The sequence below is a fragment of the Streptomyces sp. NBC_01460 genome (assembly GCF_036227405.1).
GTDB lineage: Bacteria > Actinomycetota > Actinomycetes > Streptomycetales > Streptomycetaceae > Streptomyces.
In genome coordinates this window covers 1,806,132-1,829,353 of the sequence record NZ_CP109473.1, presented here as the reverse complement: position 1 = coordinate 1,829,353, position 23,222 = coordinate 1,806,132, and the positions used below count along the sequence as shown (strand labels likewise).

Sequence of the window (23,222 nt, the reverse complement as noted above, 5' to 3'; positions counted from 1 at the left end):
ATGAGTCAGCAGTACAGGTCCCGGCCGCTCGGGAGCGACGTGGCGCTCAGTGAGGCGTACGACACGGCCCTGCTCGACCTCGACGGGGTGGTGTACGCCGGCGGGCACGCGATCGTCCACGCCGTCGAGTCGCTGGGCACCGCCCGTGAGGGCGGGATGCACCTGGCCTACGTGACGAACAACGCGCTGCGGACGCCGGACGCGGTGGCCGAGCACCTGACGGAGCTCGGAGTGCCGGCCGAGCCCGCCGACGTCATCACGTCGGCGCAGGCGGTGGCCCGGCTGATGGCCGATCAGCTGCCCGCCGGGGCGAAGGTGCTCGTGGTCGGCGGGGAGGGGCTGCGGGTCGCGCTGCGCGAGCGCGGCCTCGTGCCGGTGGAGTCGGCGGACGACGACCCGGCCGCCGTGGCGCAGGGGTTCGGCGGGCCCGATCTCCCGTGGGGCCGGTTCTCCGAGGCGGCGTACGCGATCAGGCGCGGAGCGGTGTGGTTCGCGTCCAACACGGACCTGACGATCCCGGGAGCCCGGGGCATCGCGCCGGGCAACGGGGCGGCGGTGGAGGTCGTGCGGATCGCGACCGGCGCCGAGCCGCAGGTCGCGGGCAAGCCGCTGCCGCCGATGCACCGCGAGACGGTGCTGCGGACCGGGGCGAAGCGGCCGCTGGTCGTCGGGGACCGGCTGGACACGGACATCGAGGGCGCGTTCAACGGAGGCGTGGACTCGCTGCTCGTGCTCACCGGGGTGACCGACGCGGCGCAGCTGATCGCGGCCGAGCCCAAGTACCGCCCGACCTACGTGGACCGGGATCTGCGGGGGCTCCTCACCGGGCAGCCCGAGGTGTCGGAGGAGGACGGCGGGTTCCGCTGCGGCGGCTGGACGGCCGCGGTGCGCGGGGACGCCCTCGTGCTGGAGGGCGAGGGCGACGCGATCGACGGTCTGAGGGCCCTGTGCGGGGCGGCGTGGACGCAGGCGGGGGACGGCGCGTGCGCGCTGGACGCGGCGAAGGCCGTGGCCGGACTCGACCTGTAGGGCACCGGACCGCGTACCGTACCGGGGAGTTGAGATGATACGAGGATAGGCTAACCTAACCACGTGTTGGTCCAGAGTCCCCCCGAATCGAGTCCCGGTCCCGAACCCGCGCCGGATACCTCTGCGCGCGCAGGGCGCCACGCGGTACGTGCCGCGGGGCTGCTGGTCGCCGTGGGTGTGCTGGTGCTGGTGTGCCTCGCGAGTGTCGCGATCGGCGCCAAGGCACTCCCGCTCTCCGAGGTGTGGCACGGGCTGTTCCACTACTCGGGCACCAACGGCGACGTCCTCGTACGGGATGTGCGGGTCCCGCGCACCGTGCTCGGGCTGATCGTCGGGGCCGCCCTGGGACTGGCGGGCGCGGTGATGCAGGCGCTGACCCGCAACCCGCTCGCCGAGCCCGGTCTGCTGGGCGTCAACGCCGGGGCCGCGGCCGCCGTCGTCTCGGCCATCACCTTCCTCGGCGTCACCTCGCTCACCGGCTACGTCTGGTTCGCGTTCGCCGGCGCCGCGATCGTGTCCGTGGCCGTGTACCTGCTCGGCGGGAGCCGCTCCGCGAACCCCGTACGGCTGGCGCTCGCCGGTACGGCGGTGACCGCGGCACTGTTCGGCTACGTCAACGCCGTACAGCTGCTGGACGCGGCGGCGCTGGACCGGCTGCGCTTCTGGACCGTGGGATCGCTGGCCTCCGCGAACCCGGAGACCGTCGGCAAGGTATGGCCGTTCATCGCGGTCGGCGTGCTGCTGTCCCTGCTGATCGCCCGGCCGCTCAACGCCCTGGAGATGGGCGACGACACCGCCAGGGCGCTCGGCGCGCACCTGACCCGCACCCGTGTCCTCGCGATGGTGGCCGTCACCCTCCTGTGCGGGGCGGCGACCGCCGCCTGCGGGCCGATCGTCTTCATCGGGCTGATGATCCCGCACCTGGTCCGCACCGTCACCGGCCCCGACCTGCGCTGGATCCTGCCGTACGCGGCCGTGCTCGCCCCTGTGCTGCTCCTCGGTGCCGACGTGGTGGGCAGAGTCGTCGCCCGCCCCTCCGAGCTGCAGGTGGGCATCGTCACCGCGCTGCTCGGCGGGCCCGTCTTCATCCACCTCGTACGACGCAAGAGGATGGCCCAGCTGTGAAGGCCGCACCGGACACCACGAAGACGGTCCGCGCCGCGGAGGACGACACGAGGACCGTCCGTGCCGCGCGGGACACCACGAGGACGGTCCGCGCCGTGCGGACCTCCGGCGGGCTCTCCTTCCGGGTGGACGCCCGGGCGTCGGCCGTGATCGCCCTGCTCGTCGCCGCGGCCGCCTTCGCCGCCGTGGTGCTGGTCGGCAGCGGCGACTACGCCATGTCACCCGGTCAGGTCGTCACCACGCTCTTCGGCAACGGCACCTTCCAGCAGGAGTTCATCGTCACGGAGCTGCGGCTGCCCCGGGTCCTGGTCGGGCTCCTCGTCGGCGCCGCGCTCGGTGTCGGCGGAGCCGTCTTCCAGAGCGTCTCCCGCAACCCGCTCGGCAGCCCCGACGTGCTCGGCTTCGGCCAGGGTTCGGCGGTCGGCGCCCTCATCGTGATCGTGCTCTTCCACGGCGGGCCCACCGAGGTCGCCGCCGGAGCCGTCGTCGGAGGCCTGCTGACCGGCGCCGCCGTCTACCTGCTGGCCTGGAAGCGCGGGGTGCACGGCTACCGGCTCGTCCTCGTCGGCATCGGCGCCGCCGCGATGCTCACCGCCGCGACGCATTACCTGATCACCAAGGCCAACCTGGTCGACGCCACCCGCGCGGTCGTCTGGATGACCGGCTCGCTCGACGGCCGGGACTGGGCCCAGGTCTGGCCGCTGCTCGCCGTCTGCTGCGTGCTGCTGCCCCTGGTCCTCGGCCACGGGAGGGCGCTGCGCATGATCGAGATGGGTGACGACGCCGCCCACGCCCTGGGCGTACGGGTGGAACGCACCCGGCTGGTCCTGCTGAGCAGCGCCGTCCTGCTCGTCGCCGTCGCCACCGCCGCCGCCGGCCCCATCGTCTTCGTGTCGCTGAGCGCCCCGCAGGTCGCCCGCCGGCTGACCCGCGCACCCGGACCCAACCTGGCGGCAGCGGCCGCCACGGGCGCGGCCCTGCTGCTCGTCGCCGACTGGACGGCCATGAACGCCTTCGGGGACCGTCAGCTCCCGGTGGGCGTGGTCACCGGGGTGCTCGGCGGCTGCTACCTGCTGTGGCTCCTGGTGTCCGAGCGCAGGGCGGGACGCATATGAGGCCCGGGCCGCCGGCCAGCACCGAGACCACCCCCACAGAATCCGGGAGTACGACCATGCAGCGCCTCACCGCAGAATCGGTGACCCTCGGCTACGACCAGCGGGTCATCGCCGAGAACCTCTCGGTCGAGATCCCCGACCACTCCTTCACGGTCGTCGTCGGCCCCAACGCCTGCGGGAAGTCGACCCTGCTGCGCGCGCTCTCCCGGATGCTGAAGCCGAGCGGCGGCGACGTCCTGCTGGACGGGCAGTCCATCCACCGCCTGCCCGCGAAGAAGGTGGCCAGGACCCTGGGCCTGCTGCCGCAGTCCTCCATAGCCCCGGACGGCATCACCGTCGCCGACCTCGTCTCGCGCGGCCGCTACCCGCACCAGGGGCTGCTGCGGCAGTGGTCACCCGAGGACGAGCGGATCGTGAAGGAGTCCATGGAGTCGACCGGCGTCGGCGGGCTCGCCGACCGCTACGTCGACGAACTTTCCGGCGGCCAGCGCCAGCGGGTCTGGATCGCCATGGCCCTCGCCCAGCAGACCCCGCTGCTGCTGCTCGACGAGCCGACGACGTACCTCGACATCCAGCACCAGATCGACGTGCTCGACCTCTGCGCCGAACTGCACGAGACGCAGGGCCGCACGCTGGTCGCCGTGCTGCACGACCTCAATCACGCCGCCCGGTACGCCACGCACCTCATCGCCATGCGCGAGGGCACGGTCGTCGCCGAGGGCGCGCCCGGCGACGTCGTCACGGCGGAGCTCGTGGAGGAGGTCTTCGGGATGCGGTGCCAGGTCATCGACGACCCCGAGACGGGGACCCCGCTCGTCGTCCCCGCCTCCCGCAGGAGGCGCTCGGAGGCCTCCCTGCGGGGCCCCGGGGTCACAGCAGGGACTTGAGCTTCAGCAGATCGCGGAAGCCCGCCTCCAGCCGCACCCGGCCCGAGGCCCAGGCCTTCGCGAAGTTCAGCTCGCCGCCGACCATGGCCACCAGGTCGTCCCCGGCCATCGCGAGCCGGATCTCGGCCTTCTCGCGGGGCGGGCCGTCGTACGTGTCCAGCACCCGGATCCGGCCGTGCTCCAGCCGTCCGGTGAACGTCGCGTCGAGGTCCCTGATGTGGCAGCTCAGCGAGCGGTCGAGGTCGGCGGCGCCGCGCACGTCGCCGTCCGCCCCCGCCAGATTGTCGGAAAGTGTGTCGAGTGCGCTGCGGCACTCCGCCATGGTCGCCATCGTCACCGACGGTACACCGGCCGTTCGGGGTAGCGTTCCCGCATGAGCGACTGGACGCCGGGACCGGACACGGAGCAGCGGGGTGAGGCGGGCGGGACGGCCGCCGGGGCACCCGCCGCGCCTCCCGCACCCTCCTTCGACCCCGCACCGCCCGCACCCCTCGGTGTCGCGCGCACCCCCACCGGGCACGCCGGGGTCGACGCGCGGCTGGAGCGGCTGGCCGACGCGGACCACCTCGCGGCCGACGGCCACACCGAGGTGTACGAGGATGTACACCGTGGGCTGCGCGACGAGCTGACCGCGCTGGACGCACGGCCCGCACCCGCACCGACGCCCACGCACGACAACAGGAGCTGAACCGAACGTGGCAGGAGTGGCACGTCGCCGCCTCGACGCCGAGCTGGTACGCCGCAAGCTCGCCCGCTCGCGTGAGCACGCGAGCCAGCTGATCGCGGCCGGGCGGGTGACGGTCGGCGGGAACACCGCGACCAAGGCCGCCACCCAGGTCGAGACCAGCGCCGCCGTCGTCGTCGTCAAGGACGACAGCGACCCCGAGTACGTCTCGCGCGGCGGGCACAAACTGGCGGGCGCCATCGCCGCCTTCGCGCCCCTCGGGCTGAAGGTCGAGGGACGGCGGGCGCTGGACGCCGGGGCCTCGACGGGGGGCTTCACCGATGTGCTGCTGCGGGCCGGAGCGAGCCACGTCGTCGCCGTGGACGTCGGCTACGGACAGCTCGCCTGGTCCCTCCAGTCCGATGAACGCGTCACCGTCAAGGACCGTACCAACGTACGTGAGTTGACGGTGGAGCAGATCGACGGGGAGGAGGTGGGCCTGGTGGTCGGCGACCTGTCGTTCATCCCGCTCGGCCTGGTCCTCCCCGCCCTCGCGCGCTGTGCCGCACCGGACGCCGACCTGGTGCTCATGGTGAAGCCGCAGTTCGAGGTGGGTAAGGAGCGCCTCGGCAGCGGGGGGGTGGTCCGCAGCCCCGAGCTGCGGGCCGAGGCGGTACGGGAGGTGGCGCGCCGGGCCGGTCTGCTGGGCCTGGGCGTCCAGGGGGTCACGGCGAGCCCGCTGCCCGGCCCGTCGGGAAATGTCGAGTACTTTCTGTGGCTGCGGGCCGGCGCACCTGCGCTGGATCCCGCGGACGTCGACCGTGCAGTGGCGGAGGGGCCCCGTTGACGACGCATGCGGCACAACCAGGTAACGCGGAACGCACTGTCTTCCTGCTGGCGCACACCGGCCGCCCGGCCGCGATCCGCAGCGCGGAGCTCGTCGTCCAGGGCCTGCTGAAGAACGGCCTCGGAGTCCGGGTGCTGGCGGTGGAGGCGGAGGACCTGCCGTTGCCGCCGTCGGTGGTGACGGTCACGGACGCGACGCCCGCGGCCGTGGACGGCTGCGAGCTGCTGATCGTGCTCGGCGGGGACGGGACGCTGCTGCGCGGCGCCGAGATCTCCCGCGCCTCGGGCGTGCCGATGCTCGGCGTCAACCTCGGAAGGGTGGGATTCCTCGCCGAGGCCGAGCGCGACGACCTGGACCAGGTCGTCGACCGCGTCGTCACCCGCGCCTACCAGGTCGAGGAGCGGATGACGCTCGACGTCCTCGTGCACAGCAACGGCGAGGTCGTCCACTCCGACTGGGCGCTCAACGAGGCCGCCGTGCAGAAGGTCTCCCCCGAGCGGATGCTCGAGGTCGTGCTGGAGATCGACGGCCGCCCGGTGACCGGTTTCGGCTGCGACGGGATCGTCTGCGCCACCCCGACCGGCTCGACCGCGTACGCCTTCTCGGCCGGCGGCCCCGTCGTCTGGCCGGAGGTCGAGGCGCTGCTGATGGTGCCGATCAGTGCCCACGCCCTGTTCGCGAAGCCGCTGGTGACCTCGCCCGACTCGGTGCTGGCCGTGGAGGTCCAGCCCCACACCCCGCACGGGGTGCTGTGGTGCGACGGCCGCCGGACGGTCGAGCTGCCCGCCGGGGCCAGGGTCGAGGTACGGCGCGGGGCCGTTCCCGTACGCCTCGCACGGCTGCACCAGGCATCCTTCACCGACCGCCTCGTGGCCAAGTTCGCGCTGCCCGTGCAGGGCTGGCGGGGTGCTCCGCACTGACTCCCCGGGGCGCTGCTCACACCCGCGTGAGTGAACCGGTCACCGGGGTCCGTCGCACACCGGGCCCCGGACCTCGTAAGGTCATGTCCGTGTTGGAGGAGATGCGGATACGGTCGCTCGGAGTCATCGACGACGCGGTGGTGGAGCTGTCACCCGGTTTCACCGCGGTGACGGGTGAGACCGGCGCGGGCAAGACCATGGTCGTCACGAGCCTCGGGCTGCTGCTCGGCGGGCGCGCCGACCCGGCCCTGGTGCGGGTCGGCGCCAAGGCCGCCGTCGTCGAGGGGCGGATCACCGTGTCCCCGGGCGACGCGGCGGCGCTGCGGGCCGAGGAGGCGGGGGGCGAGATCGAGGACGGCGCGCTGATCATCAGCCGGACCGTCTCGGCGGAGGGGCGCTCGCGTGCCCATCTCGGGGGCAGATCCGTGCCCGTGGGGGTGCTCGCGGAGCTCGCCGACGAACTCGTCGCCGTGCACGGCCAGACCGACCAGCAGGGACTCCTCAAGCCGGCCCGGCAGCGGCAGGCCCTGGACCGCTACGCCGGTGACGGTGTCGAGGGCCCGCACACCACCTACGCGGCGGCCTACCGGCGGCTGCGCGCGGTCGTCACGGAGCTCGACGAACTGACCACCCGGGCCAGGGAGCGCGCCCAGGAGGCCGATCTGCTGCGCTTCGGCCTCGAAGAGGTCGCCGCGGTGGAGCCGCTGCCCGGCGAGGACGTCGAACTCGCCGCGGAGGCCGAGCGGCTCGGCCACGCCGAGGCACTCGCGTCGGCGGCGGCCCTCGCCCACGCCGCGCTCACGGGCGACCCGGAGGACCAGGAGGGGGTCGACGCCACCACGGTGGTGGCCGCCGCCGGACGGTCCCTGGACGCCGTACGGGCACACGACCCGGCGCTGGCCGCGCTCGCCGACCGGATCGGCGAGATCTCGATCCTGCTCGCCGACGTGGGCGGGGAGCTCGCCGGATACGCCGACCAGCTGGACGCCGACCCGCTGCGACTCGCGTCGGTGGAGGAGCGGCGGGCCGCGCTCACCGCGCTCGTCCGCAAGTACGGCCAGGCCGGCCAGGACACCGCCTCCGTGCTCGCCTGGGCCGAGGAGGGCGCCTCCCGGCTGACCGAGCTGGAGGGCGACGACGACCGGATCGGTGAGCTGACGGCGGAGCGCGACGCGCTGCGCGGCGAGCTCTCCGCCCTCGGCCAGGAACTGACCGACGCGCGGACGGAGGCGGCGGCGCGCTTCGCCGCGGCCGTCACGGAGGAGCTGGCCTCGCTCGCGATGCCGCACGCCCGGGTCTCGTTCGCCATCCGGCAGACCGAGGCGCCGGACGAGGCGTCCGGCATCGACGTCGGCGGCCGGAGCGTGCTCTACGGGCCGTCGGGCGCCGACGAGGTGGAGCTCCTGCTGGCGCCGCACCCCGGTGCCCAGCCCCGGCCGATCGCCAAGGGCGCGTCCGGGGGCGAGCTGTCCCGGGTGATGCTCGCCGTGGAGGTCGTCTTCGCGGGCTCGGACCCCGTGCCGACGTACCTCTTCGACGAGGTCGACGCGGGCGTCGGCGGCAAGGCCGCGGTCGAGGTCGGCCGGCGGCTGGCGAAGCTCGCCAGGTCGGCACAGGTCGTCGTGGTCACCCACCTGCCGCAGGTGGCGGCCTTCGCCGACCGGCAGCTGCTGGTCGAGAAGACCGTGGACGGATCGGTGACCCGGAGCGGCGTCACGGTCCTGGAGGGCGAGGACCGGGTGCGGGAGCTCTCCCGGATGCTCGCCGGCCAGGAGGACTCGGAGACCGCGCGGGCCCACGCCGAGGAGCTGCTGGAGACCGCCCGGGTCGACGGATAACGACCCTCCGGCGTCAATTTAGCGCCGCCCGCCTCACTCGAACGGGTGGGGCGGGCCGTCTTCCGCCGACGGGCCGACGGGAACAACGTTTCGCCTGTCCCGGAACGTGCGTACGGACTGGCATCCTTGGCGCTGTACCCACCACCGACTCGGGAGCCCCGGGGAGCCGATCAACGTGTCACAGCTGCGTACGGTCCAAGTCCTGGACGGCGGTGCCGGAAGCAGCGCTCATGTCAGCTCGCTCGCCGCGGGCCTGGTCGCCCGCGGCGTCCAGGTCACCGTCTGCGCCCCCGCCGGTTCGGGCCGCGCCCACGGACTGCCCACCAGCGGCGCCCGCTTCGTCGCCGTGCCCCGGCGCAGCGACCCCGCGGCCGTCGCCGCCCTGCGCACCGCCTGCACCGGGGCGGACATCGTCCACGCGCACGGTCTGCACGCCGCCCTGCGCGCCGGGATGGCGCTCAGCGGCCGGGGCACCCCTCTGGTCGTGACCTGGCACACCCGTGTCCATGCCGAGGGTGCCCGCGGCCGGCTGCTGCGATTCCTGGAACGTCGGGCGGCCCGTGCGGCCGCCGTCGTGCTGGGCACCTCCTGGGAGCTGGTCGACCGGGCGCGGCGCAGGGGCGCCCGGGACGCCCGGCTCGCGCCCGCGTCGATCCCCGCGAGCCGCTTCGGCGGCGGCCCCGACGACGGCAAGGCGCGCGCCGAACTGGGCGCGGTGGGAAGGCCGCTGCTGGTCTCGGTGGCACAGCACGACCACGACACGCTGCTCGACGCCGCACGGGAGTGGCGCCACCTGGACCCCGTGCCGCTGCTGGCCTTCGTGGGGGAGGGCGCCCGGGGCGGTGCCCTGCGGCGCCGGATCGCGGACGAGGGACTGCCCGTCGTCCTCGCCGACGGCCGGGACGACCTCGCCGACATCCTCGCCGCCGCGGACATCGCCGTGCTCTCAGGCCGGGGCGAGGCCGGGCCGCTGCTCGCCCGGGAGGCCCTGCGCCTCGGCGTCCCCCTGGTCGCGGCCCGTACCGACGACCTGCCCGAACTCGTCGGGGAAGCGGCCGCGTTCGTCCCGTACGGGGACACCGAGGCGCTCGCCGGCGCCGTCGTACGGCTCCTGGGCGACCCCGGGCAGCGGGAACGCCTCGCCGGCTCCGGCCGTGCGCAGGCCGCGACCTGGCCGACCGAGGACGACACCGTCGCCCATGTGCTCTCCGTCTACGACGAGCTGGCGGACACGGCGTAGGGCCTCCCGTCCGGTCCACGCCTGGCTCGCGTGCCCCGTGGGGGCCCGTTCCTCAGCGGGTGTGGCGGCGGGCCCGCAGGGCCAGGCTCAGGGCGAGCACCGACTGCGGGTCGTCGAGGTCCGTGCCGAGCACCTCGCCGATGCGGGCCAGCCGGTTGTAGAGCGTCTGACGGTTCAGATGCAGCTCGCGTGCGGCCTCCGCCTTGCGGCCCGCGTGCGCGAGGAAGGCCTCGAGGGTGGGCAGCAGTGCCGGGCGGGAGGTCCGGTCGTGCTCACGCAGCGGTCCGATCGCCCGGTCCACGAAGGACTCCAGATCCGGATGGTCCCGCAGCCGCCACAGCAGCAGATCGATGTCCAGACGGCGGGCGTCGAACCAGGGGCGCTCCTCCAGCCCCTGCGCGGCCGAGGCCGCCTCCGCCGCGTGCCGCAGTCCCGCTCCCGCCGTCGCCCAGCCGCCCGCCTCCCCGACCACCACGACGACCGGCGTACGGTCGCCGGCCCGTTCGAGGCCCGCCCGCCCGGCTCCGGCCCGCAGCGCCGCCGCCACCCGGTCCGCGAGGGCCGTGCGCGTCGTCCCCGGCCGCAGCGCCAGCAGCAGGAGGACCCTGCCCTCCACCGGACGCACCCCCACCAGCACCGGCGCCCCCACCGCCGCGAGCTCCTCCGTCACGGTCCGGGCCGGCAGTGCCCAACTGCCCGAGGACGCCGATCCGGGGGCCAGCCGCATCACCACGGGCAGCAGCGGATGCCCGCCCGGCCTGAACCCCAGCACCCCGGCCTGCGCGGGAGCGTCGTCGGGGGAGATCCGGCCCTCGGCGAGATCCGTGAGGAAGTCACCGCGTCCCCGCGCCGCGACCTCCTCCTCCTGGCGGGCCTGCATCAGCACGACCGCGAGGATGCCCGCCGCCCGCTCGGCCGCCATCCGGTGGACCGTCACCAGCGGGCCCGACACGGCCAGCAGGACCAGCCGGGCCCGTACGGAACCGGTCCCGGGCCCGCCACCCGGCACCTCCACCAGGACCGTGCCGGCCGGGGGCGCCTCGCGTGCCGCGCGTGCCCCGCGCAGTCCCTCCCAGACCTGCAGCGGGTCGGCGCCCACCGGCCCCGTCCCGGTGCCGGCGGCGAACAACAGCCGGCCGTCCGGGGTCTCCAGGAAGACCGGGGTCGCGGCGAAGTCGGCCAGGATGCCCAGGACCTGCGGCACCCCGCCACCCCCGAGAACCGCCTGCGTGCACTGCCGGTGGACCTCCTCCGCCCGCTGGAGCAGGGCGTAGTGGCCGTTGACGATCTCGGTGTGGATCTCCTCGGTCACCGCGACGAACGGCACCTCGCGGTGGAGCTGCACGAGCGGAAGTCCCGCCGTACGCGCCGCCTCCACGATCGCCGTGGGCAGTCGGCTGAAGCGCGGCCCGAGTTCCACGACGAGGGCGGCGATGGACCGGTCGGCCAGCTTCCGGACGAAGGCGCGCTGGTCGGAGGGGCGGGAGCCTAGGCCGAGCCCCGTCGTGAGCAGCAGTTCCCCGCCCTTGAGGAGGGCGGGGATGTTCGGTGCCTCGCCCGCGTGCACCCAGCGCACCACCCGGTCCAGCCGGTCCTCGCCGGTCAGTACCTCCGGAAGTCCGCCACGCAGTCCCGGCAGCTCAAGCGCCCGCCGTACGGTGATCCCGCCCTCTGTCTCCACCGGCTCCGGCCTCGTGCTTCCCGTCGTGCGCGTCCGCGCTCGTGCCCTCGTGTACGCGGGGCGCGAACGCCCCGGTCAGGAAGGTACCGGGCCGCGCCGGGGCGCGTCACACCTCGGCCACGGCCGGCTTCACGTTGTGGTTCAGATGGAAGACGTTGTCGGGGTCGTAGCGGGCCTTGACGCGGGACAGCCGTTCGTAGGCGTGCTCCCCGAAGCCGGAGACGACCCGCTCCTGGCCCTCGCGCCCGATGAAGTTGAGGTAGACCGCACCGCTCGCCCACGGCAGGAAGGCACCGCGCACCCGGCGCACCCACCGCTTGGCCTCCTCGTCGTCGGCCGCGTTCTCCCAGACACCGAACGGATGCACGGCCCAGGGGGAGGCGCGCCAGGGCAGCGGGTAGTCGGCGGGCCCCCTGGCCACCGCGCCGCCCATCGGGAACAGCACGTGCTGCGAGCCGGAGGGCACCGGCAAGGAGGAGGCGCAGGCGCAGAAGACCGCCGCCGCGTCGTCGGGCAGACCGTCCAGGTACTCCGCCGACCAGTAGTTCCGCATGCCGGGCGGGTCGTCGAGCATGCACTGCAGATCGGCGTAGGGGATGCCGGCGATCACTTCCGCCTCGCGCTCCAGCACCAGCAGCGGCGCCGCCACCTCCCGCAGCTCCGCCTCCGGCCCGGCGTAGGTGACCAGCACCGCGCACACGAGCCGGCCCACCATCGCCTCGGGCACCCACTCCTCGGGCGGCCCGGTGAAGTAGATGCAGGCGCCGCCCGCCGCGTCCGGGGCGGACTCCATCACGTCGCGGTAGGTACGGACCGCCTCGGGGCCGTTCTCCGGACGGAACAGGAGCAGCGCCATGCTCATCGCCGGCAGCTCGTGCAGCCGGAGCGTCAGCGAGGTGACCACACCGAAGTTGCCGCCGCCGCCGTGCAGGGCCCAGAAGAGCTCGGGGTGCTCGTACGCGCTCGTGTGCACGGTGCCGCCGTCCGCCGTCACCACGTCGGCCGCCAGCAGGTTGTCGCAGGCCAGCCCGAACGCGCGCTCCAGCCACCCGGAGCCGCCGCCCAGCGTGAAGCCGCCGACACCGGTGGTGGAGACCCGCCCGCCCGTGGTCGCCAGGGCGTACGGCTGGGTGGCCCGGTCCAGGTCGCCCATGGTGGCGCCGCCCCCGACGCGGGCCGACCCGGCCTCACGGTCGACGTCCACCGTGCGCATCCGGCGCAGGTCGACCACCAGACCGCCCTCGCTCAGGGCCATGCCCGCGACGCTGTGCCCGCCGCCGCGTACGGCGACCTCCAGCTCCTCGTCCCGTGCGAAGCGCAGCGCCCGCGCGACGTCCGCCTCGGAGGCGCACTGGGCCACCACCGCCGGTCTGCGGTCGATCATGCTGTTGAAGACGGTCCGGGCCTCGTCGTAGCCGGGGTCGCCCGGAACGTGGATCTCACCGGCGAAACCGGACCCGAGGCGGGCCGGAGCGGCGTCCGCCGCAGTGCGGGGCGTCATGTGGAGCCCCCTTCGCAGGGCGTGACAGGACCTTTCCATCGTAGGCCCGACCGTCGCGATCGGCCGTTCCTGCGGAGCCCTGTCACGCCCTCCGGATCAGCCCACGTACGCTCCGCTGGCCGTCAGCCGCAGTGCCGTGTCGATCAGCGGCACATGGCTGAACGCCTGGGGGAAGTTCCCCACCTGGCGCTGGAGGCCGGAGTCCCACTCCTCGGCCAGCAGGCCCAGGTCGTTACGGAGGGACAGCAGCTTCTCGAAGAGACGGCGGGCCTCGTCGACCCGGCCGATCATCGCCAGGTCGTCCGCCAGCCAGAAGGAGCAGGCCAGGAACGCGCCCTCGTCCCCCTCCAGGCCGTCCACGCCCGCGTCGTCGCCCTCGGTGGGGTAGCGCAGGACGAAGCCGTCCTCCGTGGACAGCTCCCGCTGGATCGCCTCGATCGTGCCGATGACCCGCTTGTCGTCGGGAGGCAGGAACCCCATCTGCGGAATGAGCAGCAGGGAGGCGTCCAGCTCCTGGGACCCGTAGGACTGCGTGAAGGTGTTGCGTTCCTTGTCGTAGCCCCGCTCGCAGACATCGCGGTGGATGTCGTCGCGCAGCTGGTGCCACCGCTCCAGCGGCCCCTCGGCGTCGCCGGACTCGATCAGCTTGATCGTCCGGTCGACGGCGACCCAGGCCATCACCTTGGAGTGCACGAAGTGGCGGCGCGGCCCGCGCACCTCCCAGATGCCCTCGTCCGGCTCGTCCCAGTGCTTCTCCAGGTAGCTGATCAGCTTGAGCTGGAGGCCCATCGCGTAGTCGTTGCGGGTCAGCCCCGTCATGTGCGCCAGGTGCAGCGCCTCGGTGACCTCGCCGTAGACGTCGAGCTGGAGCTGGTTCGCCGCGCCGTTGCCGACGCGGACGGGCCCGGAGTTCTCGTAGCCGGGCAGCCAGTCGAGCTCCGCCTCGCCGAGCTCCCGCTCACCGGCGATGCCGTACATGATCTGGAGGTTCTCCGGGTCGCCCGCGACGGCCCGCAGCAGCCACTCACGCCACGCGCGTGCCTCCTCGCGGTACCCCGTGCGGAGCAGGGAGGAGAGCGTGATCGCCGCGTCCCGCAGCCAGGTGTAGCGGTAGTCCCAGTTCCGCGAGCCGCCGATGTCCTCCGGCAGGGAGGTGGTCGGGGCCGCCACGATGCCGCCGGTCGGCGCGTACGTGAGCGCCTTCAGCGTGATCAGCGAGCGGACGACGGCCTCCCGGTAGGGGCCGTGGTACGTGCACTGCTCGACCCATTCGCGCCAGAAGCTCTCCGTCGCCTCCAGGGACGACTCCGGCTCCGGCACTCCGGGCGGCTCGTGGTGCGAGGGCTGCCAGCTGATCGTGAACGCGATCCGGTCGCCCGGGGCCACGGTGAAGTCGGAGTACGTGGTCAGATTCTGGCCATATGTCTCCGCGTCCGTGTCCAGCCACACCGAGTCGGGGCCCGCGACGGCGACCGTACGGCCGTCGACCTTGTGCACCCAGGGGGTGACCCGTCCGTAGCTGAAGCGCATCCGCAGCTCGGAGCGCATCGGGACCCGGCCGCTCACACCCTCCACGATGCGGATGAGCTGGGGCGCGCCGTCACGCGGCGGCATGAAATCGGTCACGCGGACCGTCCCGCGGGGCGTGTCCCACTCCGATTCCAGGATGAGCGAGTCGCCGCGATAACGGCGTCGGTCCGCCGAAGGGGCCTCGGCCCCTTCGGCGCGGGCGGGTCCCAGCCGCCAGAAGCCGTGCTCCTCGGTACCGAGAAGTCCGGCGAAAATCGCGTGTGAATCGAAACGGGGCAGGCACAGCCAGTCCGCTGTGCCGTCCCGGCAGACCAGGGCTGCGGTCTGCATGTCTCCGATGAGTGCGTAATCCTCGATGCGCCCGGCCACGTGCGTCTCCAGTCGAACGGCCATGTCGCCCCGCAGGGCGCTTACTGCTGGTCAAGGGGTCGTTGTAGTAGAACCGACGAGCTCTTGCGCGGGTGAGCGGGCTGGGGTGGAGCCGCTGGGCCGGCCAACTCGGCAGCGAGTGTCCGAGCAGGATACGACGCACCCGGGAGATCCGCGCGACTGTCCACAAGTTGTCCGTCGCCCGTCACGGGCGAATGGGTGGGACGTGAAACGGACGTGCTGATCTTGTGCCCACCGTGCCGGAGGTCATGCCTCCGGCATGAGGCGGCATGGCCGGAAGCGACCTCTCCTCGTCGCTGATACCCTGGTAGCCCGTGGACCGGTGGTCGTCCCGACAGTGGACGAGGCCCCCGAACCGCAGCGACGGCACCTCCGGAAATCTCCGTACGGCACGCCGGTACGCACCTCACGATCGCGACCACGGGAGCCCCCTTTGGCTATGCAGCCCACATCCACGACGACCAAGCACATCTTCGTCACCGGGGGTGTCGCCTCCTCCCTCGGCAAGGGTCTGACTGCCTCCAGCCTGGGTGCCCTGCTCAAGGCACGTGGCCTGCGGGTCACCATGCAGAAGCTCGACCCCTACCTCAACGTCGACCCCGGCACGATGAACCCCTTCCAGCACGGTGAGGTCTTCGTCACGAACGACGGAGCCGAGACCGACCTGGACATCGGCCACTACGAGCGCTTCCTCGACGTCGACCTCGACGGCTCGGCCAACGTCACGACCGGCCAGGTCTACAACACCGTGATCGCCAAGGAGCGGCGCGGCGAGTACCTCGGCGACACCGTCCAGGTCATCCCGCACATCACCAACGAGATCAAGCACCGCATCCGCCGCATGGCGACCGACGACGTGGACGTCGTCATCACCGAGGTCGGCGGCACGGTCGGCGACATCGAGTCGCTGCCCTTCCTGGAGACGGTCCGCCAGGTCCGCCACGAGGTCGGCCGCGACAACGTCTTCGTCGTGCACATCTCGCTGCTGCCCTACATCGGCCCGTCCGGCGAGCTGAAGACCAAGCCCACCCAGCACTCCGTCGCCGCGCTGCGCAACATCGGCATCCAGCCGGACGCCATCGTCCTGCGCGCCGACCGCGACGTCCCGACCGCCATCAAGCGCAAGATCTCGCTGATGTGCGACGTCGACGAGACCGCCGTGGTGGCCTGCAAGGACGCCCGGTCGATCTACGACATCCCCAAGGTGCTGCACACCGAGGGCCTGGACGCCTACGTCGTCCGCAAGCTGGACCTGCCGTTCCGCGACGTCGACTGGACCACCTGGGACGACCTGCTGGACCGGGTCCACAACCCCGACCACGAGGTCACCGTCGCCCTGGTCGGCAAGTACATCGACCTGCCCGACGCCTACCTCTCGGTCACCGAGGCCATCCGGGCCGGCGGCTTCGCGAACAAGGCCCGCGTCAAGGTCAAGTGGGTCGCCTCCGACGACTGCAAGACCCCGGCCGGCGCGCAGAGGCAGCTCGGTGACGTCGACGCCGTCTGCATCCCCGGCGGCTTCGGCGAGCGCGGTGTGGTCGGCAAGGTCGGCGCCATCCAGTACGCCCGCGAGAACAAGGTGCCGCTGCTCGGCCTGTGCCTCGGCCTCCAGTGCATCGTGATCGAGGCCGCGCGGAACCTCGCCGGCATCCCCGACGCCAACTCCACGGAGTTCGACGCCGCCACCGGACACCCCGTCATCTCCACCATGGAGGAGCAGCTCGCCTACGTCGAGGGCGCGGGCGACCTGGGCGGCACCATGCGGCTCGGCCTGTACCCGGCGAAGCTCGCCGAGGGCTCCGTGGTCCGCGAGGCGTACGCCGACGAGCCGTACGTCGAGGAGCGCCACCGCCACCGCTACGAGGTCAACAACGGCTACCGCGCGGAGCTCGAGAAGAAGGCAGGACTGGTCTTCTCCGGCACCTCCCCGGACAACAAGCTCGTCGAGTACGTCGAGTACCCGCGTGAGGTCCACCCCTACCTGGTCGCCACCCAGGCGCACCCGGAGCTGCGCTCCCGCCCGACGCGCCCCCACCCGCTCTTCGCCGGTCTGGTGAAGGCCGCCGTGGAGCGCAAGGTCGCGGCGCACGGGACGGGCGCCGACGCGTAAGGCGATACGGTTGACCGGGGTACGGGTCCTTGACGGGACGTGTACCCCGGTTTCTGTTTGTTCGTGGGAGGACGTACATGGGTTTCCAGGACACGCCCGAGGAATGGCAGGTCACCGCGACGGTGACGCCCTTCACCGGTAACAAGACCAGCGTCCGCACCGACGACGTCGTGATGCCCGACGGCAGCGTCCACAGCCGCGACTACCAGGTGCACCCCGGGTCCGTGGCCGTGCTCGCGCTCGACGCGGACGGGCGGGTCCTCGTCCTGCGGCAGTACCGGCACCCGGTGCGCCACAAACTGTGGGAGATCCCGGCGGGGCTGCTCGACGTCCCCGGCGAGAACCCGCTGCACGCCGCGCAGCGCGAGCTGTACGAGGAGGCCCACGTCAAGGCCGAGGACTGGCGGGTGCTGACCGACGTCTACACCACGCCCGGCGGCTGCGACGAAGCCGTGCGCGTCTTCCTCGCCCGGGACCTCTCCGAGGCCGAGGGCGAGCGCTTCGAGGTCGCCGAGGAGGAGGCCGACATGGAGCAGGCCCGGGTGCCCCTGGAGGAGCTCGTACGGGGCGTCCTCGACGGAGATCTGCACAACAACTGCCTGGTCGTGGGCGTCCTGTCGCTGACCGCGGTCCTCGCGGGCGACGGGGTGGACGCGCTGCGGCCCGCCGACGCGCCCTGGCCGGCCCGCCCCTTCGACGCCTGACGGCCCGTCCGGCCCCGGTCCGCCCTCGCAGAGGCCGGCCGGGGCGGGCCGAACGGGGCGGCGGGCCCGGTCCGATGAGGGGCCGATCGTACGAAAACCTGATCCGATCGGGGGACGTCTCCGCCGCGCTCGGCCGTGATCGCACGCACCACTGAACTACGCTCGAAAGGCCCCGCCCGGAGTTCCGGCGGGCAACCGCGTGCAGTGAAGTGGAGCGTGGCCCGTGACCGATCAGGCGGTGGACACCAACGGCCCGGCCGGAGCGGCGGGGACGGCGGGAACCAAGGAAGCGCCTGACGCCGCCCCAGCCCAATTCTTCGGCCGCGAACGCGAGTTGAAAGCCCTTCAGGAAGACATCGAGCAAGCGGGTCTGGACACTCTCGCGGGCCGCAAAGCCTCCCGTGCCCGGATCCTGCTGATCGCCGGGCGGCCCGGATCCGGACGCACCGCCCTCGCCTCCGAACTCGTCCGCCGGCTCGCCGAACCGGGCGACTACCCCGACGGCGTGTTCCGGGTCTCGCTCACCGAACCCGGGGGCGAGCGCGTCCCCCCGGAACGCACCGCACGCGGCCTCCTGGACCTCCTGTCCGTCACCGCCCCGCCCGGAGCCGACGAGGACGAACTCTCCGAGATGGTCCGCGAGGCGTTCGCCGTGCGCCGCGCCCTGATCGTGCTCGACGACGCGGTCGACGCCGAACAGGTCGACCCGCTGCTGCCGGACAACCCGGACTGCCTGGTCGTCGCCACCGCGACCGGCCCCCTCACCGGCATCCCCGGCGTCCGCCCGTGCACCATCGGCGGGCTCGACGCGGGCTCCGCCGTCCAGCTGCTCGCCCGCACCATCGGGCAGGTCCGCATCACCGTCGATCCGCGGACCGCGGAGACGCTCACGGAGGAGTGCGGGGGGCAGCCCGCCGCACTGGCACTGGTCGCGGGCTGGCTCGCCGCCCGTCCCGGCGCGTCGGTCGCGGACGTCGCCAAGCAGCTGCGCGACCAGCAGGACGACGCCGACCAGCCCGTCGGCGCCCGGCCGCTGGCCCGCGCCTTCCGCCTCGTCCACGACTCCCTGCCGCCGGCCGCCGCCGGGATACTGCGGCTGCTCGCCCTCGCCCCCGCCGGACTGGCCGACGCCCACACGGCCTCCGCGCTGGCCGGGTGCTCGGTGTCGGCCGCCCAGACCACCCTGGACGACTTCGTCCGGTTCGGGCTGCTCAGGTCGAACGGCGCGGAGCTGCCGCTGTACGAGGTGCCCGGCTGCCTCGTCCCGCTGGTGCGCGCCGTGCTCGAGGAGCGGGAGCGTCCCGCCGAGATCCAGCTGGCCAGGGCCAGGATGCTGGAGCGGACCGTGCGCCGGCTCCAGGCCTGCCGTGCGATCACCGACCCCGAGGACTCCCCGGCGCGCCGCAGGCTGGCGGGACTGCCGCGCTCCCTGCGCTTCCCCCATCCCGAGTCCGCCGCCGAGTGGCTGCGGAGCCGGGAGCCGGCGCTGCTGGCCGCCGCGCGTTCCGCGGTGCGCGAGGGGGACCTGGACACCCTCGCCCGCCGGCTGGTGGCCGCCCTCGTACGGGCTCTCGCCGTGCACCGGGGGACGGAGGAGGCCGCCCCCGTGCTGTACGGGCTGCACGGCCTGGTCCTCGAGGTGGCGGAGCGCCGCGACCTGCACCGCGAGAAGGCCGCCGCCCTGCTCAACCTCGCCGATCTGGACGCCGGGACCGGCCGTACGCGGGAGGCGCTGGCCCGCTACCGGGCCGCGCTGGACGCCGGACGCGCGGCGCACGACCTCTATGCGACCGGCCGCGCGATGGAATCCGCAGGCGGCGCCTACGCCGAGCTGGGGGATTTCAACCGGGCCTCCGACTGGTACGGCCGGGCCCTCGCGCAGCGCCTCGGCCAGGGGGAGCGGGCCGACGAGGCGCGGCTGTACGGACGGCTGGGAGCCGTCCACACGTACGCCGGACGCTACGGCGAGGCCCTGCGCGACTGGAGGGCGGCGGCTGCGGGCCACCGCAGGCTCGGGGATGTGCCGGCCCAGGCGCGCGCGCTCAGCGAGGCCGCGCGCGTGCAGGAGTACGCGGGGCGGCCGCAGGAGTCTCTGCACACCTGCAGGGAGGCGGTCGACCTGGCGCGCCGGGCCGGTGACGTGCGTCTCCAGGCCGCGCTGGAGCTCCGGCTGGCCGACACCCTGGACCGGCTCGGGGACCCGGCGGCGGCCCGGCTGCACCGTGCGACGGCCGACAGGTTGCTCAAGGAGTAGGGCCCGGCCTACGAAATCCGTAGTACTTCCGGCAAAACTTAATGCTTTGTAAGGCTGGACAGCGAGAAGCCCTTCATTAATGATGGCTCTGCCGCGTATCTCTGCGGTGTCTCCCCCTATGCTTGGTTCAGGCGGGTATCTCCCGCTATGTCCGAGCACATCTCCGAGCCAAGGACCGTGATCGACGTGAAGGTCGGCATCCCCCGCGAAGTCAAGAACAACGAGTTCCGGGTGGCGATCACCCCTGCCGGAGTGCATGAGCTCGTCCGTCACGGCCACCAGGTCCTCGTCGAGCAGCACGCCGGTGAGGGGTCCTCCATCCCGGACGCGGAGTACGTCGCCGCCGGTGCGCGGATCCTCCCGACCGCCGACGAGGTCTGGGCCGCCGCGGACCTGCTGCTCAAGGTCAAGGAGCCCGTCGCCGAGGAGTACCACCGGCTGCGCAAGGGGCAGACCCTCTTCACGTACCTGCACCTGGCCGCCTCCCGTGCCTGCACGGACGCGCTGCTCGAGTCGGGCACCACCGCCATCGCGTACGAGACGGTCGAGACCGCGACCCGCGCCCTGCCGTTGCTCGCCCCCATGTCCGAGGTGGCCGGCCGCCTCGCCCCGCAGGTCGGCGCCTACCACCTGATGCGCTCGGTCGGCGGACGCGGTGTGCTCCCCGGCGGTGTCCCCGGTACGGGGTCGGCCAGGGCCGTCGTCATCGGTGGCGGGGTCTCCGGCTGGAACGCCACGCAGATCGCCGTCGGGCTCGGCTTCCACGTGACCCTGCTCGACAAGGACATCAACAAGCTGCGCGAGGCGGACAAGGTCTTCGGCACGAAGGTGCGGACCGTCGTCTCCAACGCCCTCGAGCTGGAGAAGGCCGTCGTCGAGGCGGACCTCGTCGTGGGCGCCGTGCTCATCCCCGGTGCGAAGGCGCCGAAGCTGGTCACCAACGAGCTGGTCGCCAAGATGAAGCCCGGAAGTGTTCTTGTCGACATCGCGATCGACCAGGGCGGCTGCTTCGAGGACTCGTACCCGACCACGCACGCCGAGCCGACCTTCATGGTCCACAACTCGGTCTTCTACTGTGTCGCGAACATGCCGGGCGCCGTGCCGAACACCTCCACGTACGCCCTCACCAACGCCACGCTGCCCTACATCCTGGAGCTCGCGAACTGCGGCTGGGCCGACGCCCTGCGCCGTGACGCCGCTCTCGCCAAGGGTCTCAACACCCATGACGGCCAGGTGGTTTACCGCGGGGTGGCCGAGGCGCACGGTCTCGACCACGTCGAGCTGAGCACCCTTCTCGGCTGAGCGGGTCAACCCTCCCCGTCAACCTCGCGCGTCCGGCCGGACCTTGCCCAGCAAGGTCCGGCCGGACGTATGAGAGGGCTCGGGCCAACTCGCCGGAGACGTAACCCTCCACCCGTTTTGCACCCCCGCGAAAGGTGCGCCCCGGGCGCTCCGCGCTCTTGACAGAGGGGTGTTCGATTGCCGACACATCGGGCCGGGTCCGGCGGATTGTGTTGCTGCGAACCGGTGACACGCCATAGAGTCGCCAATCGTCGGCATGGTGCCACGCTGACCTATCGATAAGTTTCCTGGTCACATCCAAGGAGGTAAGACGACTTGTGAATGAGTCGACAATTACTCCTGGGGGTGGTCAGCCAGGGATGCCCGCACGGGGTCTGAGCCCGATCGGGCTCGAAGCTGTCGGCTCCGTCGCTGTCCGCACCTTCGCCACCCACCAGCACATGACGACAGCCCCCCAGATGATGGACGGCCTACACGTGAACGCCATGGCCGGCAACGAAAGTGGCCGGGAGACCGCCCACTTCGCCGACTTCGCCGAGGTGCCCGAGGGGCACTTCTACGACCCCGATGCCGAATACGAGCCCGATCCGGAGTACGCGGCCACGCTCGCGCCCGACGCGGCCCGCCAGCGACGCGAGCGGATCGGCCCGACCGGCCGGCCGCTGCCGTACTTCCCGATCCCCGGTCCGCTGACCGACCACGGTCCCGCGAAGATCATCGCGATGTGCAACCAGAAGGGCGGCGTCGGCAAGACCACGTCGACCATCAACCTGGGTGCCGCGCTCGCCGAGTACGGCCGGCGCGTCCTGCTCGTCGACTTCGACCCGCAGGGAGCCCTGTCGGTCGGCCTCGGGGTCAACCCGATGGAGCTCGACCTCACCGTCTACAACCTGCTCATGGAGCGGGGCATGGCGGCCGACGAGGTCCTGCTGAAGACGGCCGTGCCCAACATGGACCTGCTCCCGAGCAACATCGACCTCTCGGCCGCCGAGGTGCAGCTGGTGAGCGAGGTGGCCCGGGAGTCGACGCTGCAGCGCGCCCTCAAGCCGCTGATGGCCGACTACGACTACATCGTGATCGACTGTCAGCCCTCGCTCGGTCTGCTCACCGTGAACGCCCTGACGGCGGCTCACAAGGTGATAGTCCCGCTCGAGTGCGAGTTCTTCGCGCTGCGCGGTGTCGCGCTGCTCACCGAGACCATCGAGAAGGTCCAGGAGAGGCTCAACCCCGAGCTGGAGCTGGACGGCATCCTCGCCACCATGTACGACTCCCGCACGGTGCACAGCCGTGAGGTGCTCGCACGGGTCGTCGAGGCCTTCGACGACCACGTCTACCACACCGTCATCGGACGCACCGTGCGCTTCCCGGAGACCACGGTCGCCGGTGAACCCATCACCACGTACGCGTCGAACTCCGTCGGTGCCGCCGCCTACCGCCAGCTCGCCAGGGAGGTGCTCGCCCGGTGTCACGCCGAGTGAGTCTGCCGGGGGCCGACGAGTTGTTCCGTACCACCGGGGGCATGGGCCTGCAGGCCTCGTCCCCCGCCGAGCGGCGACGCAAGGCGAACGGCGAGGCGCGGGTCCCCGCACCGGCCGGAGGAGGCGATCAGGCGGCGGCGGAGGCCGGTCAGGGCGGCGCACCGGCGAACGGTGGGACGTCCGCCGGGGCGTCCCGGGAGGAGCACTCCGCGGCGGACGCCGACGGCGGCGGCTCCCGCAGCCGTGGTGACGGGGACGACCGGGGAGCGTCCGCGACGCCCCGGGCCCGTACGGCGCCGCAGGAGGCGGCTCCCACCGTCCAGCCGCAGCGCGGACGCGGCGGAGGGGGCGGACGGGGCGCGAACCGCCGGCCCAGCGGCCGGGAGCGCCACGACGAGAAGATCACCGTCTACGTGTCCGCCGAGGAGCTGATGGACCTCGAGCACGCACGCCTCGTCCTGCGCGGTGAGCACGGACTCGCCGTCGACCGCGGGCGCATCGTCCGCGAGGCGGTCGCCGTGGTCCTGGCCGACCTGGAGTCGCGCGGCGACGCGAGCATCCTCGTACGGAGGCTGCGGGGCCGCTGACCGGCACCGCGCCGGTAGCC

The 23,222-nt window shown here is 72.9% G+C and carries 19 protein-coding genes; 15 read left to right on the top strand and 4 right to left on the bottom strand.

Annotation, left to right across the window (positions count from 1 at the left end; genetic code table 11):
* The 4 genes from OG488_RS08125 to OG488_RS08110 all read left to right on the top strand — a co-directional run bounded on the left by OG488_RS08125 (position 1) and on the right by OG488_RS08110 (position 4,156).
* On the top strand, positions 1-1,029 hold the full coding sequence (locus OG488_RS08125) for an HAD hydrolase-like protein (protein ID WP_329227283.1): 1,029 nt from the start codon (positions 1-3) through the stop codon (positions 1,027-1,029).
* A gap of 63 nt (positions 1,030-1,092) precedes the next feature.
* Complete coding sequence (locus OG488_RS08120) at positions 1,093-2,154, top strand: FecCD family ABC transporter permease (protein ID WP_405695862.1); 1,062 nt, start codon at positions 1,093-1,095, stop codon at positions 2,152-2,154.
* A gap of 95 nt (positions 2,155-2,249) precedes the next feature.
* Entirely contained in the window at positions 2,250-3,269 is a 1,020-nt protein-coding gene (locus OG488_RS08115) for a FecCD family ABC transporter permease (RefSeq protein ID WP_329238510.1), read from the top strand.
* 56 nt (positions 3,270-3,325) lie between these two features.
* On the top strand, positions 3,326-4,156 hold the full coding sequence (locus OG488_RS08110; protein WP_329227281.1) for an ABC transporter ATP-binding protein: 831 nt from the start codon (positions 3,326-3,328) through the stop codon (positions 4,154-4,156).
* Here OG488_RS08110 and OG488_RS08105 read toward each other — a convergent pair.
* Positions 4,140-4,487: an SCP2 sterol-binding domain-containing protein gene (locus OG488_RS08105; RefSeq protein ID WP_329227279.1), complete on the bottom strand. Its 348-nt coding sequence runs from the start codon at positions 4,485-4,487 to the stop codon at positions 4,140-4,142. The genes OG488_RS08110 and OG488_RS08105 overlap by 17 nt on opposite strands.
* Positions 4,488-4,529: 42 nt before the next feature.
* Here OG488_RS08105 and OG488_RS08100 point away from each other — a divergent pair, with 42 nt between their 5' ends.
* The 5 genes from OG488_RS08100 (at position 4,530) to OG488_RS08080 (ending at position 9,665) form a co-directional block, all read left to right on the top strand.
* A complete protein-coding gene (locus OG488_RS08100; protein WP_329227277.1) occupies positions 4,530-4,844 on the top strand; it encodes a hypothetical protein in 315 nt (104 codons plus the stop codon).
* 7 nt (positions 4,845-4,851) lie between these two features.
* Positions 4,852-5,667: a TlyA family RNA methyltransferase gene (locus OG488_RS08095; protein WP_329227275.1), complete on the top strand. Its 816-nt coding sequence runs from the start codon at positions 4,852-4,854 to the stop codon at positions 5,665-5,667.
* Positions 5,664-6,587, top strand: coding sequence for an NAD kinase (locus tag OG488_RS08090; RefSeq protein ID WP_329227272.1), 924 nt, complete (start codon positions 5,664-5,666; stop codon positions 6,585-6,587). The genes OG488_RS08095 and OG488_RS08090 overlap by 4 nt, the downstream gene beginning before the upstream one ends.
* A gap of 83 nt (positions 6,588-6,670) precedes the next feature.
* On the top strand, positions 6,671-8,425 hold the full coding sequence (gene recN / locus OG488_RS08085) for a DNA repair protein RecN (RefSeq protein WP_329227270.1): 1,755 nt from the start codon (positions 6,671-6,673) through the stop codon (positions 8,423-8,425).
* Between the two features lie 175 nt (positions 8,426-8,600).
* Positions 8,601-9,665, top strand: coding sequence for a glycosyltransferase family 4 protein (locus OG488_RS08080; RefSeq protein WP_329227267.1), 1,065 nt, complete (start codon positions 8,601-8,603; stop codon positions 9,663-9,665).
* Positions 9,666-9,717: 52 nt separating this feature from the next.
* On the opposite strand, the gene OG488_RS08075 is transcribed toward OG488_RS08080, so the two are convergent.
* The 3 genes from OG488_RS08075 to OG488_RS08065 all read right to left on the bottom strand — a co-directional run bounded on the left by OG488_RS08075 (position 9,718) and on the right by OG488_RS08065 (position 14,746).
* A complete protein-coding gene (locus OG488_RS08075; protein ID WP_329227266.1) occupies positions 9,718-11,346 on the bottom strand; it encodes a PucR family transcriptional regulator in 1,629 nt (542 codons plus the stop codon).
* Positions 11,347-11,452: 106 nt separating this feature from the next.
* On the bottom strand, positions 11,453-12,847 hold the full coding sequence (locus OG488_RS08070) for an FAD-binding oxidoreductase (protein WP_329227264.1): 1,395 nt from the start codon (positions 12,845-12,847) through the stop codon (positions 11,453-11,455).
* Between the two features lie 96 nt (positions 12,848-12,943).
* The gene (locus OG488_RS08065) at positions 12,944-14,746 is read right to left on the bottom strand and encodes a glycoside hydrolase family 15 protein (protein WP_329238507.1); all 1,803 of its coding nucleotides are present in this window, start codon (positions 14,744-14,746) and stop codon (positions 12,944-12,946) included.
* 460 nt (positions 14,747-15,206) lie between these two features.
* Between OG488_RS08065 and OG488_RS08060 the strand changes: the two genes are divergently transcribed.
* The 6 genes from OG488_RS08060 to OG488_RS08035 all read left to right on the top strand — a co-directional run bounded on the left by OG488_RS08060 (position 15,207) and on the right by OG488_RS08035 (position 23,202).
* Positions 15,207-16,877 (top strand): CTP synthase, encoded by a 1,671-nt coding sequence (locus tag OG488_RS08060; protein ID WP_329227262.1) that lies wholly within the window; start codon positions 15,207-15,209, stop codon positions 16,875-16,877.
* Positions 16,878-16,954: 77 nt separating this feature from the next.
* The gene (locus OG488_RS08055; protein WP_329227260.1) at positions 16,955-17,581 is read left to right on the top strand and encodes an NUDIX hydrolase; all 627 of its coding nucleotides are present in this window, start codon (positions 16,955-16,957) and stop codon (positions 17,579-17,581) included.
* Between the two features lie 223 nt (positions 17,582-17,804).
* Positions 17,805-19,835, top strand: coding sequence for a tetratricopeptide repeat protein (locus OG488_RS08050; RefSeq protein ID WP_329227258.1), 2,031 nt, complete (start codon positions 17,805-17,807; stop codon positions 19,833-19,835).
* Positions 19,836-20,021: 186 nt separating this feature from the next.
* Positions 20,022-21,137: an alanine dehydrogenase gene (ald, locus tag OG488_RS08045; protein WP_329238504.1), complete on the top strand. Its 1,116-nt coding sequence runs from the start codon at positions 20,022-20,024 to the stop codon at positions 21,135-21,137.
* Between the two features lie 359 nt (positions 21,138-21,496).
* Positions 21,497-22,615: a ParA family protein gene (locus OG488_RS08040; protein ID WP_073751114.1), complete on the top strand. Its 1,119-nt coding sequence runs from the start codon at positions 21,497-21,499 to the stop codon at positions 22,613-22,615.
* Complete coding sequence (locus OG488_RS08035) at positions 22,600-23,202, top strand: hypothetical protein (RefSeq protein WP_329227256.1); 603 nt, start codon at positions 22,600-22,602, stop codon at positions 23,200-23,202. The genes OG488_RS08040 and OG488_RS08035 overlap by 16 nt, the downstream gene beginning before the upstream one ends.
* The last annotated feature ends 20 nt before the right edge of the window (positions 23,203-23,222 follow it).

Bases quoted from the DNA above. Each gene is read 5' to 3' on its own strand.
- recN (WP_329227270.1), top strand. From the start codon at position 6,671: ATGTCCGTGTTGGAGGAGATGCGGATACGGTCGCTCGGAGTCATCGAC.
- OG488_RS08110 (WP_329227281.1), top strand. From the start codon at position 3,326: ATGCAGCGCCTCACCGCAGAATCGGTGACCCTCGGCTACGACCAGCGG.
- OG488_RS08060 (WP_329227262.1), top strand. From the start codon at position 15,207: ATGCAGCCCACATCCACGACGACCAAGCACATCTTCGTCACCGGGGGT.
- OG488_RS08055 (WP_329227260.1), top strand. From the start codon at position 16,955: ATGGGTTTCCAGGACACGCCCGAGGAATGGCAGGTCACCGCGACGGTG.
- OG488_RS08105 (WP_329227279.1), bottom strand. From the start codon at position 4,487: ATGGCGACCATGGCGGAGTGCCGCAGCGCACTCGACACACTTTCCGAC.
- OG488_RS08040 (WP_073751114.1), top strand. From the start codon at position 21,497: ATGCCCGCACGGGGTCTGAGCCCGATCGGGCTCGAAGCTGTCGGCTCC.
- OG488_RS08070 (WP_329227264.1), bottom strand. From the start codon at position 12,847: ATGACGCCCCGCACTGCGGCGGACGCCGCTCCGGCCCGCCTCGGGTCC.
- OG488_RS08100 (WP_329227277.1), top strand. From the start codon at position 4,530: ATGAGCGACTGGACGCCGGGACCGGACACGGAGCAGCGGGGTGAGGCG.
- OG488_RS08125 (WP_329227283.1), top strand. From the start codon at position 1: ATGAGTCAGCAGTACAGGTCCCGGCCGCTCGGGAGCGACGTGGCGCTC.